Raw genomic sequence first — 11002 nt, 5'->3', positions numbered from 1 at the left:
TCGCCTGGGCGACCGCGGAGGCGTCCGCGGAGGGCACCCGCCTGGTGCTGGTCCACGACAGCGGGGCCGGCCGGGCGGTCGGACGGGCCCTGCTCGAACGGGCCCGGGACAGGGCCCGCAGGTCGGACCCGCGGGCCTCGACCGAGCTGGTCCTGGAGGCGGACCGGGACGACGGTGCCTGCCCGGCCGGCACCATCGGCCGGGCGGTGGGCGCCACCGGCGGGGCCGACGCGGAGCAGGCCATGACGGTCGTCGGCCGCCGCGGCTCCGGCGGTTTCCCCGGGATGCGGCTGGGCTCGACCGCCCGCCGGCTGGTCCACGACGGCATCGGGACCCTGGTCCTGGTGCCCCCCGGCTGGGAACCCGGCCGGGTCGACCCGCAGGCCGCGGTCGTCGCCGTGGCCACCGGTCCCTGCGAGGACGCCGACCGCGTGGTCGTCGCCGCGCGGCTGCGGGCGGAGCGGGACGAGCGTCCGCTCGTGGTCGTGCGGACGGACCGGCAGCAGCACCCGGTCGCGGCCGTCCTGGTCCACGACGCCGGCGCCGAGATCATCGTCCTCCCGCGAGGACCGACGGCGGCGGCGGTGGCCGAGGAGGCCACGGCACCGGTGATGATCGTCTAGACACATCCACTACCACGACGGCGGGCCCCACCGGGCCCGCCGTCGACGCGTCCCCGGGGCGGGAGGGGGGCGTCCCCGGGCGGGCGGCACGGCATACCCCTCCGGCGTCAGGGATGATGGCGGGGTGGAGAACCGGTCCTGGGTGCGCGCGCTGGGGGAGCCGCTGCCCGCGGCGGACGGACGCCCGCCGCTGGTCCCGGGCCCGGTCGACACCGCCCTGACCGTGCCGCCCCGGACCCCCGTCGACGAGGAGCGCTACGCCCTGCTGCGCGACCTCGTGGCCGACGGGGAGGTCGTGGTCCTCACCGGGGCCGGGATGTCGACCGCCTCGGGGATCCCCGACTACCGGGGGCCGGACGGTCAGCGCCGCGTGCAGCCGATGCAGCACGCGGAGTTCGCCGGGTCCTCCCAGGCCCGCCGCCGCTACTGGGCCCGGGCGTTCAGCGGCTGGGAACGGTTCGCCGCGGCCCGGCCCAACGTGGCCCACCGGGCGGTCGCGGCGCTCGAGCAGCTCGGGGTGGTCACCGGGGTCATCACCCAGAACGTCGACGGGCTGCACCAGGAGGCGGGCGCCCGGTCGGTGCTGGAGCTGCACGGCAGCCTGGCGCGCGTGCAGTGCCTGGACTGCGGCGAGCCCTACCAGCGGGACCAGGTGCACGACTGGCTGGTCGAGGCCAACCCCGGCTTCGGCGCGCTGGTCCAGGACGGGGCGGAGGTGCGGCCCGACGGGGACATCGTCGTCCCGGAGGAGCTGGTCGCCCGGTTCCGCGCGCCCCGGTGCCTCGTCTGCGACGGCGACGCCCTCAAGCCCGACGTCGTCTTCTTCGGCGGGTCGGTCGACCGGGCCCTCGTGGACACCGCCTACGAGATGGTCGACGGGGCCGGCACCCTGCTCGTGCTCGGGTCGTCGCTGCGGGTGATGAGCGGCTACCGGTTCGTCCGCCGCGCGGCCCGCGACGGGATCCCCGTGGCGGTCGTCACCCGTGGCGCCACCCGCGGCTGGGCCGAGACCACGGTCCAGGTGGACAGCCTGCTGCAGGACGTCCTCCCGCGGCTCGTGGACGACCTGATGGCTCTGCAGGACCAGCCTCGGGATGCGGGCGCCCCCGATCCCTGGTGACATCGGGAGGTAGCCGCACCCTGCCGGCCGGGACGAGGAGGCACGAGATGGACATGGACAGCAACGTGGACCAGGAGCGGATCAGCGCCCTCTACGACGCCGAGGTGAGGACCACCGACGGCGACCGTCTCGGCCAGGTCGGGCAGGTCTACCTCGACGACGAGACCGGCGCTCCGGCGTGGGTGAGCGTGCGCACCGGGGCGTCCGAGGCCGGCGAGAGCCTCGTCCCGCTCGTCGGGGCCGAGGTCCAGGAGGGGACGATCCGGGTCGCGCACACCCGGCAGGAGGTCGAGGACGCCCCGACCGTCGAGGCCGGAACGCACCTCGACGAGGACGCACAGCACCGCCTCTTCCGCCACTACGGGCTGGTGCGTCCCCAGGAGCCGGCCCGCACCGACGCCGGGGCCGACGACTCCCTGGCCCGCCGCGCCGAGCTGCGTCCCGAGGAGGCGGTGACCGGGGCCTCGGAGAACGTCGCCTACCCCTCCGCCCAGGACCGGCCGGAGGGACCGGTCGGCGGGCCGACGACCGGCCCGGGCAGGCCCGGTCGGCTGCGCCGCCACGAGGGGAGCGGGCCCCGGAGCTGAGCCCGCTCCGGTGGGTTCGCGAGCGCCCGGGCACGGCGTGGGTATGGTGCTGTGCACCCGCCGAGCACCCCTGCCGGCGGGCGGAGCGAGCCGAAGGAGGCCGACGTGACCATCTCCCAGGAGGAGCTGGAGGCGCTGTACGACGCCGAGGTGGTGGACCAGGACGGCGAGAAGGTGGGGGCCTTGGGGCAGGTCTACGTCGACAACGCCACGGGGGAGGCGGCCTGGGTGACCGTGCGCACCGGCTGGTTCGGCGGCCGCAAGATCTTCGTCCCGCTGGCCACCGCCGAGCTCGTGGACGGACAGGTACGGGTGCCCTACTCCAGCGCGATGATCAAGGACGCCCCGGAGGTGGACACCAAGGGGCACCTCAGCGAGAACGACGAGCACGACCTCTACGACTACTACGCCGTGGAGCAGGGGGAGGGCTCCGCCGACTGAGGGGCCGGACAGCACGACGCCGCCCCGGTCGAGCAGGGCGGCGCCGTGGGAGCGGAGGGACCCGTGCAGTGGCAGCGGCACGGTGACTGCTGTCCCGCCGAGGGTCAGACGCGGCGAAGCACCGCGGTGACCTTGCCCAGGACGACGGCGTGGTCGCCGTCGATCGGCTCGTAGGCCGGGTTGTGGGGCATGAGCCAGACCTTGTCCTTGCCCCGCTTGAAGGTCTTGACCGTCGCCTCGTTGTCGAGCATGGCCGCCACGATGTCGCCGTTGACCGCCGTCGGCTGCCGGCGCACGACCACCCAGTCGCCGTCGCAGATCGCGGCGTCGACCATGGAGTCCCCGACCACCTTGAGCAGGAAGAGCTCGCCCTCGCCCACGATCTGCCGGGGGAGGGGGAAGACGTCCTCGACGGCCTCCTCGGCCAGGATCGGTCCGCCGGCCGCGATCCGGCCGACGACCGGGACGTAGGAGGCCTCGGGGCGGGAGTCGCCGATCCCGGTCTCGTCGTAGGCCCCTGACCCGTGGGCCACGGCGGTCCCGTCGTCGGGACGGGCCGCGAGCCCGGGGACGTCGGCCGGGTCCTCCTGGGCGCTCCGGCGGTAGCCGCCCTCGCTCCCGGGCACCACGACCTCGATGGCCCGTGGCCGGTGCGGGTCGCGCCGCAGGAAGCCCTTGCGCTCCAGCATCTTGAGCTGGTGGGCGACCGAGCTGGGCGAGGTCAGGCCGACCGCCTCGCCGATCTCGCGCAGGCTCGGGGGATAGCCCCGGGCGTCGACGGAGTCCCGGATGACGTCGAGGACACGTCGCTGCCGGTTGGTCAGCTGCGCCCCGCCGTCCCGGTCGGGCATCTCGTGGATCGTGGCCATGGGCTGTCTCCGTCCCCGTCGTCCTCTGGCTGCCAGGCCCCCAGCCGTCAGGCCAGGTCAGAGGGTCTGTCAGTGGTCGGTGTTTGAGTACCTGACATGCACACAGCGTACGGACCAACCCACCCAGTGGCAAACATGTGTTCGACCGGCGTGTCGACAAAGTCGTACGTGCGTGCTATCAATAGGACAGACGTGCTATCGAACGCATGTCGCAGGATGATCCCGAGGAGGACCACCATGAGCACTGCCACCGCCGACCTCCACCCCGTGTCCGGGGCGGTCGCACCGTGGGCCGTCAGCCGCCCGGGTGGACACCTGCGCCTGGTCGCCGCCGACGAACGACGTCCCGTCCCCGCCCCGGTCCGGCTCACCCGACGCGGCCGGCTGACCCTGACCGCGACGGCCGTCCTCGTGCTGGTCCTGGCCTTCGCCTCGCTGTTCAACGCGATCGGCCCGGCCGGGGCGAGCTCGGCGGTGACCGTCGAGCCGGGGACGACGCTGAGCCAGATCGCGGCCGAGCACCTGCCGGACGTGCCGCTGAGCCAGGCGGTCGTGGACATCCAGCGGGCCAACAAGCTGAGCACCACGAGCGTGGCCGCCGGCCAGGTGCTGGTGATCCCGGGGCGCTGAGCCGGCCCGCGTCGTCTACGGCGCGGTCAGGTCCAGGGCACGGTCAGGTCTACGGCGCGGTCAGCGACCCGACCAGATCGCGTTCCACACGACGGACAGCTGGTCCGAGGGCATGAAGTAGCCGGTGATGTGGGGGTCGAACATCAGACCTGCGATGCCCGCCTGGCGGTAGGCGTCGTCGGACTGGACGACCTCCTGCGGGGGCAGGGCGATCGCCCGCAGGTCGTCGTCGGCCCCGATCATGCCGTTCTGCACCGCGAAGTGACGGGCCCGCTCGGCGTTGGTGAAGGTGAGCAGCATCATCTGGCCGTCGATCTGCGCGGCGGCGGGCGACTCCTGACCCTCCTCGCCGACGGCGATGAACCACCAGTGCTCCAGGTCCATCGTCTCGCGCCACAGCGCGGTCATGCCCTCGTGGTCGTCCGGTCCCTCGACCCGGGCCGCGAGCAGGTCGGTGCGCGTCTCCTCGGGGGGCAGCAGGTCGTCCGAGGGCTCGGGCTCGGCGTCCGTGCCGGTCGTGGGGTCGTGCGCGAGGGGGTCGCCACCGGCGGCCTGGGGCCGCGCGTCCTCGTAGAGCGACTCCTCGTCCCGCGGGCGGTCGTCGTCCTGGAACGGCATCGATGTCGGATCGCTCATGCCTCTATCGGACCACACCCCGGGCGGCCGTCCCAATCAGGACGACACGTCGTCGTGGTTCCGGTGGTGCCGGACCGAGGGCCTCAGCGCACGTCGGGCCGGCGCACGGGGACGGGCCCGGTGGGGTCGTCCAGCTCGTGGGACCAGCTGTGCGGGACCACCCCAGGAGCGTGCTCGACGCCCCGGTCGGCCGTCGGGCCGGGCTCGTGGCCGGCGTCGGGGTCGGGCTTCCGACGGCTGGGCGACTCCCCTCCCCGGTGCGGCAGCGGCCCGCCCACCATCCGGGGGCCCTGACCCTCGAGCGGGACCGTGACCGGCCGGGTACCGACCTCCACCGGCTCGCCCCGGACCTCGACCTCGACGGGCTCACCGACCTCGACCACGAGCGCCAGCGCCTCCTGCGTGAGGCGCAGGCGCAGGCGAGACCCGTGCCACCGCATCCGGAAGGTCATCCCCGCCCAGCCCGCCGGGAAGCGGGGGTCGAACGTCAGCCGGCCGCCGTGGTCGCGCATCCCGGCGAAGCCGCCGACCAGGGTGCTCCAGACGCCGCCCGTGGAGGCGACGTGCACCCCGTCCGCGGCGTTGCGGTGCCGGTCGGCCAGGTCGACGAAGAGCGCGTCGTAGAAGTAGCGCAGCGCCAGCTCGTGGTAGCCCACCTCGGCCGCGATGATGGACTGGACCACGGCCGAGAGCGAGGAGTCGCCGGTGGTGATCGGGTCGTAGTAGTCGAAGTCGGCGCGTTTGTCGCCGAGGCTGAACTGGTCGCCCAGCAGGTAGAGCGCCAGCACGACGTCGGCCTGCTTGAGCACCTGGAACCGGTAGATGACCAGCGGGTGGTAGTGGAGCAGGAGCGGCGCGTTCTCCGCGGGCGTGCCCTCCAGGTCCCACACCTCGCGCTCGAGGAACTGGCTGTCCTGGGGATGGATGCCGTAGTCCTCGTCGAAGGGGATGTGCATGTGCTCGGAGATGCGCTCCCACTCGGCCACCTCGCTGCGCTGCAGGCCCAGGCGGGCCGCGGCGCGCCGCAGCTGGGGCAGGTCGGTGCGCTCGAGCTCGCGGACGACCTCGACGGCCGCGCACAGGTTGTGCCGGGCCATCGCGTTGGTGAAGAAGTTGTCGTTGACGACGGTGTTGTACTCGTCCGGCCCCGTCACCGCGTGCAGGTGGAACGACTTGTCCCCGTTCACCTGCCAGAAGCCCAGGTCGGCCCACAGCCGGGCGGTCTCCACGAGCAGGTCCACGCCCTGGGAGCAGAGGAACTGCCGGTCGCCGGTGGCGCGGGCGTACTTCATCAGGGCGTAGGAGATGTCGGCGTTGATGTGGTACTGCGCGGTCCCGGCGGCGAAGTAGGCCGAGGCCTCGTGCCCGTTGATCGTGCGCCAGGGGAACAGGGCGCCGTACTGGGCCATCTCGGCCGCCCGGCGACGCGCGTCGTCGAGCATGCCGTGCCGGAAGCGCAGGGCGTTGCGGGCCGCCTGCGGGTGGGTGTAGGTGAGGAAGGGCAGCACGTAGCACTCGGTGTCCCAGAAGTAGTGCCCCCCGTAGCCGGACCCGGTCAGCCCCTTGGCCGCGATGCCGTGGCTGCCGGCCCGCATCGCGGCCTGCCCGAGCTGGAACAGGTTCCAGCGCACCGCCTGCTGCACGTCCGGGAGCCCGTCCACCTCGACGTCGGACTCGGCCCAGAACCGCTCCCAGGTCCGGGCGTGCTCCTCGTGCAGCGCCGGAACGCCCCGCTCGGCGGCCCGGTCGAGCGTCCGGGTGCACCGGTCGGCCAGCTCGCGGGCCGGCACCCCCCGGGAGGTGTGCACGGCGACCAGCTTCTCCAGGCGCACCGACCGCCCGGGCGTGGCCTCGATCCGGAAGACCTCCTTGGCCAGGTCCTCCTCGACGACGACGTCCCGCCGCAGCGGGTCCTCGGTCTCGATCCGGTGCTCGACCATGGTGGCGATGGTCATCCGGGAGTTGTGGGTGCGGTAGCCCAGCAGGAGCCGGCCGTCGCGCACCTCGTGCAGCCGCGGCTCGAGGACCCGGTGCTCGAAGGTGTCGGCGCGCCGCGGGTCTACCCCCTCGCCCATCGCGGCCGAGCGCACGTGGTACTCGTCCGAGCCGTCCTGGCGGTTGAGCAGCTGGCTGGAGATGACGAGGGAGGCGTCCCCGTCGAGCATCTCCACCTCGAAGGTCAGCACGGCCAGGTGCCGCTCCTCGACGCTGGCCATCCGGGTGCTGGTGATCCGCACCCGCTTGCCGGAGCTGGTGCGCCACACCACGTCCCGGCGCAGCAGCCCCTCGCGCAGGTCGAGGGTGCGCTCGTAGTGCTCCAGGTCGGCGGTGGTCAGCAGCAGCGGCTCGTCGTCGACGTAGAGCTTGATGGTCTTGGGGTCGGGCACGTTGACGATCGTCTGCCCGACGCGGGCCAGCCCGTAGGCCTCCTCGGCGTGCTCGATGGGCCAGGTCTCGTGGAAGCCGTTGACGAAGGTGCCGTGCAGGTGGGTGTCCCGGCCCTCCTCGACGTTGCCGCGCAGCCCCAGGTAGCCGTTCGAGACGGCGAACAGGGTCTCGGTCACGCCCAGGTCGGCGGCGTCGTACTCGCTCTCCACCAGCCGCCACGGGTCCACCGGGAAGCGCGTGCGGTCCATCGGGTCGACGGGGTCGGGCGGGCGGTGCCAGTTTGCGGAGTCGGTCTGCACGGGGGCTCCAGGGGTCGGGCTGGGGGAGGGGTATGCGGTCGCGCGCCGGGTCAGAGCAGCTCGGCCAGGTCGGTGACGACCTCGTCGGCCCCGTGCTCGCGCAGGGTGTCGGCGCCCACGCCGCGGTCCACGCCGACGACCCGGGCGAACCCGCCGGCGGCGCCGGCGGCCACCCCGGACACCGCGTCCTCGACGACCACGCACCGGGCGGGGTCCTTGCCGAGCCGCTCCGCGGCATACAGGAAGGTGTCCGGCTCCGGCTTGCCCGCCAGGCCGTGCTCGGCGGCGACGACCCCGTCGACGACGACCTCGAACCGGTCGGCCAGGCCGGCGGTGCGCAGCACCTCGACGGCGTTCTTGGACGAGGAGACCACGGCCATCGCGACCCCGCGCCGGGGCAGCTCGTCGAGCAGGCGGACCGAGCCGGGGTAGGCCTCGATGCCCTCCTCGCGGAGCACCTCGTTGAACAGGTCGTTCTTGCGGTTGCCCAGCCCGCAGACGGTCTGCTCGTCCGGACCGTCGGAGGGGTCGCCCTGGGGCAGCTCGATCCCGCGGGAGTCCAGGAACGTGGCCACGCCCTCGTAGCGGGGCCGGCCGTCGACGTGGGCGAAGTAGTCGGCGTCGGTGTAGGGCTCGTGCTCCTCCGGGAGGCTGTCGAGGAAACGGGTGAACATCACCTCCCACGCGCGCATGTGCACCTCGGCGGTCGGGGTGATGACCCCGTCGAGGTCGAGGAGCGCGGCGTCGACGTCGTTCCAGTCCATCCGGCCAGCGTAGGGGACGGGCGGCGGGGGCTGTCGGTCGCGGCGGCTACCGTCGGGGGATGACGACCAGCCAGGCAGACGTGGACCGCCCCCAGCACCAGGTCGACCCCGGCGCGCCGCTGCCCGAGCAGGCGCAGGCGGCGCTGCGGCGGCTCGTCGGCCGGGACGACGCGCAGTTCCGCGACGGGCAGCTCGAGGCCGTGACGGAGCTGGTGGACGACCGGGCGCGGGTGCTGGTCGTCCAGCGCACCGGCTGGGGCAAGTCGGCCGTCTACTTCGTGGCCACCGCCCTGCGGCGCGCTCAGGGTGCCGGGCCGACGGTCATCGTCTCGCCGCTGCTGGCGCTGATGCGCGACCAGATCGCCGCGGCCGCCCGGGCCGGTGTGCGGGCCGTGACGATGAACTCCGCCAACGCCACCGAGTGGGACGAGGTCCGGCAGGCGCTGGCCGAGGACCGCGTCGACGTCCTGCTCGTCAGCCCCGAGCGGCTCAACAACCCGCGCTTCCGCGACGAGCAGCTGCCCGACCTGGCCCGGCGCTGCGGGCTGCTTGTCGTCGACGAGGCCCACTGCATCTCCGACTGGGGCCACGACTTCCGCCCCGACTACCGCCGGATCAGGACCCTGCTGGACGCCCTGCCGGAGGGCACGCCCGTGCTGGCGACGACGGCGACGGCCAACGAGCGCGTCGTCGAGGACGTCGTCGAGCAGCTGGGCGTCGGTGGCTCGCAGGTGCGCACCATCCGCGGGCCCCTGGCCAGGGCGTCCCTGCGGCTGGGGGTGCTGCCCCGGCTGTCCCCCGAGCAGCGGCTCGGCTGGCTGCTGGCCCACCTGGAGACCCTGCCCGGCAGCGGGATCATCTACTGCCTGACCGTCTCGGCGGCCGAGGACGTGACCGAGGCCCTGCGCGGCGCCGGGCACGAGGTGGCCGCCTACACCGGCCGGACCGACACCGAGGACCGCGAACGGCTCGAGGGGGCCCTGCGGGACAACCAGGTCAAGGCCCTCGTCGCCACGAGCGCCCTGGGGATGGGCTTCGACAAGCCCGACCTGGGCTTCGTCGTGCACCTGGGGGCGCCCAGCTCGCCGGTGGCCTACTACCAGCAGGTCGGCCGTGCCGGCCGTGCCACCGAGCGGGCCGACGTGCTCCTGCTGCCGGGCTCGGAGGACCGCGACATCTGGAACTACTTCGCCACCGTCTCGATGCCCCGCCAGGACCAGGCCGACGCCGTCCTGACGGCGCTCGCAGAGGCGGGCCGGCCCATGTCCACGCCGGCGCTGGAGACCGTGGTCGACGTGCGGCGCACCCGGCTGGAGCTGCTGCTGAAGGTGCTCGACGTCGAGGGGGCGGTCGCCAAGGTCCAGGGCGGGTGGACGGCCACCGGGCAGCCGTGGGTCTACGACAAGGAGCGCTACACCCGGGTGGCGGAGGCGAGGGTGCGCGAGGCCGAGCTGATGCTGGCCTACCAGGCCACCGACGGGTGCCGGATGGCCTTCCTCCAGGAGTGCCTCGACGACAGCACCGCCGAGCCCTGCGGGCGGTGCGACCGGTGCGCCGGGACGTGGTTTCCCACCGAGATCCCCGAGGAGTCGGTCGGGTCGGCCAAGGACCGGCTCGGTGCCGTGGGCGTGCCCGTCGAGCCGCGCGGGCAGTGGCCGACCGGGATGCCCCGCCTCGGCGTGGACGTCAAGGGCAAGATCCGCCCGGAGGAGCAGGCCGGCGTCGGACGGGCCCTGGCCCGGCTCTCCGACCTCGGGTGGGGGCAACGCCTGCGGGCCGTGCTGGCGGCGGGGGAGTCCCGGCCCGACCCGGACGTGCCCGACGACCCGGAGCTCGGTCCGGCCCTGGTCGCCGGACAACCGGTGCCGCAGGACGTCGTCCGTGCGGTGGTCCAGGTGCTGTCGGGGTGGGACTGGGTGGAGCGTCCCGTCGGCGTCGTGGCCATGCCCTCGCGGCGCCGTCCGGCGGTGGTGGGCTCGCTGGCCGAGCAGATCAGCTCGATCGGCCGGCTGCCGCTGCTGGGCAGCCTCGACCTGGTCCACGGCGGCCCGGTCGGCGAGCCGGGCGGCAACAGCGCCTTCCGGCTGGCCAACGTCTGGGGCCGGCTCGGCGTGGGGCCGCAGCTGCAGGAGGCGCTCGCCTCGACCCGCGGGCCGGTGCTGCTCGTCGACGACGTCGTGGACTCGCGGTGGACCCTCACCGTCGCGGCGCGCGAGCTGCGGCTCGCCGGGGCCGACGCCGTCCTGCCGCTCGTGCTGGCCGTCGAGGGCTGACCCTGCCGCCGGTCAGGAGCCGAAGGTGCTGCTGATCCACCACCAGAGCAGGAGCGCCTCGGCCACCATGCCGAGCGTCAGGCCCAGCAGGAAGCCCGAGCCCGTCTCCCGCAGCCGCGGCACCAGCACCACGACCACCGCGATGGCGCCCGCCGGCACCGGGGAGAGGAAGTCCAGGTAGGCCACCATCGCCCAGCGCTCGACCAGCGGACCCAGCGCGATCCCGAGCACCAGCTGGAGGGCGAACCCGGCCGGGAGCCCCAGCAGGAGGCCCCAGACCAGCCCGGAGGTCGTGATGGTCCCCTCCGAGGTGGACCGCGGTACTCGCCCGGCCGGCGTCGTCGCCATGGCCGAAGCGTAGACCCGGAGGCC

The 11002-nt window shown here is 74.0% G+C and carries 10 protein-coding genes and 1 pseudogene; 6 read left to right on the top strand and 5 right to left on the bottom strand.

The genetic code is table 11. From position 1 onward, the window contains the following. From FJR00_RS15835 to FJR00_RS13745, 4 genes and pseudogenes are all read left to right on the top strand, one after another. Positions 1-623 (top strand): annotated as a pseudogene (locus tag FJR00_RS15835) (universal stress protein); the annotation flags it as partial. Positions 624-747: 124 nt separating this feature from the next. Continuing rightward, entirely contained in the window at positions 748-1743 is a 996-nt protein-coding gene (locus FJR00_RS13755; RefSeq protein ID WP_238330499.1) for a Sir2 family NAD-dependent protein deacetylase, read from the top strand. 47 nt (positions 1744-1790) lie between these two features. Continuing rightward, positions 1791-2330: a PRC-barrel domain-containing protein gene (locus FJR00_RS13750; RefSeq protein ID WP_141339215.1), complete on the top strand. Its 540-nt coding sequence runs from the start codon at positions 1791-1793 to the stop codon at positions 2328-2330. A 105-nt stretch (positions 2331-2435) separates the two neighbouring features. Further along, complete coding sequence (locus FJR00_RS13745) at positions 2436-2771, top strand: PRC-barrel domain-containing protein (protein ID WP_238330498.1); 336 nt, start codon at positions 2436-2438, stop codon at positions 2769-2771. Between the two features lie 104 nt (positions 2772-2875). On the opposite strand, the gene lexA is transcribed toward FJR00_RS13745, so the two are convergent. Further along, positions 2876-3640 carry a transcriptional repressor LexA gene (lexA, locus tag FJR00_RS13740; protein ID WP_141339214.1) on the bottom strand — a complete coding sequence of 255 codons (765 nt, stop codon included), beginning with the start codon at positions 3638-3640 and terminating at the stop codon, positions 2876-2878. A gap of 237 nt (positions 3641-3877) precedes the next feature. Between lexA and FJR00_RS13735 the strand changes: the two genes are divergently transcribed. Further along, a complete protein-coding gene (locus tag FJR00_RS13735) occupies positions 3878-4270 on the top strand; it encodes a LysM peptidoglycan-binding domain-containing protein (protein ID WP_075957767.1) in 393 nt (130 codons plus the stop codon). Positions 4271-4330: 60 nt separating this feature from the next. On the opposite strand, the gene FJR00_RS13730 is transcribed toward FJR00_RS13735, so the two are convergent. The 3 genes from FJR00_RS13730 to FJR00_RS13720 all read right to left on the bottom strand — a co-directional run bounded on the left by FJR00_RS13730 (position 4331) and on the right by FJR00_RS13720 (position 8357). After that, positions 4331-4906: a hypothetical protein gene (locus FJR00_RS13730; protein ID WP_141339213.1), complete on the bottom strand. Its 576-nt coding sequence runs from the start codon at positions 4904-4906 to the stop codon at positions 4331-4333. An 83-nt stretch (positions 4907-4989) separates the two neighbouring features. Further along, positions 4990-7542 carry a glycoside hydrolase family 65 protein gene (locus FJR00_RS13725; RefSeq protein ID WP_141339228.1) on the bottom strand — a complete coding sequence of 851 codons (2553 nt, stop codon included), beginning with the start codon at positions 7540-7542 and terminating at the stop codon, positions 4990-4992. Between the two features lie 101 nt (positions 7543-7643). Beyond that, positions 7644-8357: an HAD family hydrolase gene (locus FJR00_RS13720; protein WP_141339212.1), complete on the bottom strand. Its 714-nt coding sequence runs from the start codon at positions 8355-8357 to the stop codon at positions 7644-7646. Positions 8358-8416: 59 nt separating this feature from the next. On the opposite strand from FJR00_RS13720, the gene FJR00_RS13715 reads away from it, so the two are divergent. Beyond that, on the top strand, positions 8417-10630 hold the full coding sequence (locus tag FJR00_RS13715) for a RecQ family ATP-dependent DNA helicase (protein ID WP_141339211.1): 2214 nt from the start codon (positions 8417-8419) through the stop codon (positions 10628-10630). A 12-nt stretch (positions 10631-10642) separates the two neighbouring features. Here the strand turns inward: FJR00_RS13715 and FJR00_RS13710 are convergent, their stop codons facing one another. Then, the gene (locus tag FJR00_RS13710) at positions 10643-10978 is read right to left on the bottom strand and encodes a hypothetical protein (protein WP_141339210.1); all 336 of its coding nucleotides are present in this window, start codon (positions 10976-10978) and stop codon (positions 10643-10645) included. Positions 10979-11002 lie beyond the last annotated feature (24 nt).

Source organism: Ornithinimicrobium kibberense (assembly GCF_006519705.1).
GTDB lineage: Bacteria > Actinomycetota > Actinomycetes > Actinomycetales > Dermatophilaceae > Ornithinicoccus > Ornithinicoccus kibberensis.
The sequence above is the reverse complement of the archived record's forward strand: the minus strand, read 5'-3'. Positions and strand labels throughout refer to the sequence as shown.

Excerpts from the sequence above, each read along its gene's own strand:
- FJR00_RS13750 (WP_141339215.1), top strand. The coding sequence starts at position 1,791 with ATGGACATGGACAGCAACGTGGACCAGGAGCGGATCAGCGCCCTCTAC.
- lexA (WP_141339214.1), bottom strand. The coding sequence starts at position 3,640 with ATGGCCACGATCCACGAGATGCCCGACCGGGACGGCGGGGCGCAGCTG.
- FJR00_RS13735 (WP_075957767.1), top strand. The coding sequence starts at position 3,878 with ATGAGCACTGCCACCGCCGACCTCCACCCCGTGTCCGGGGCGGTCGCA.
- FJR00_RS13730 (WP_141339213.1), bottom strand. The coding sequence starts at position 4,906 with ATGAGCGATCCGACATCGATGCCGTTCCAGGACGACGACCGCCCGCGG.
- FJR00_RS13725 (WP_141339228.1), bottom strand. The coding sequence starts at position 7,542 with ATGGACCGCACGCGCTTCCCGGTGGACCCGTGGCGGCTGGTGGAGAGC.
- FJR00_RS13720 (WP_141339212.1), bottom strand. The coding sequence starts at position 8,357 with ATGGACTGGAACGACGTCGACGCCGCGCTCCTCGACCTCGACGGGGTC.
- FJR00_RS13715 (WP_141339211.1), top strand. The coding sequence starts at position 8,417 with ATGACGACCAGCCAGGCAGACGTGGACCGCCCCCAGCACCAGGTCGAC.
- FJR00_RS13710 (WP_141339210.1), bottom strand. The coding sequence starts at position 10,978 with ATGGCGACGACGCCGGCCGGGCGAGTACCGCGGTCCACCTCGGAGGGG.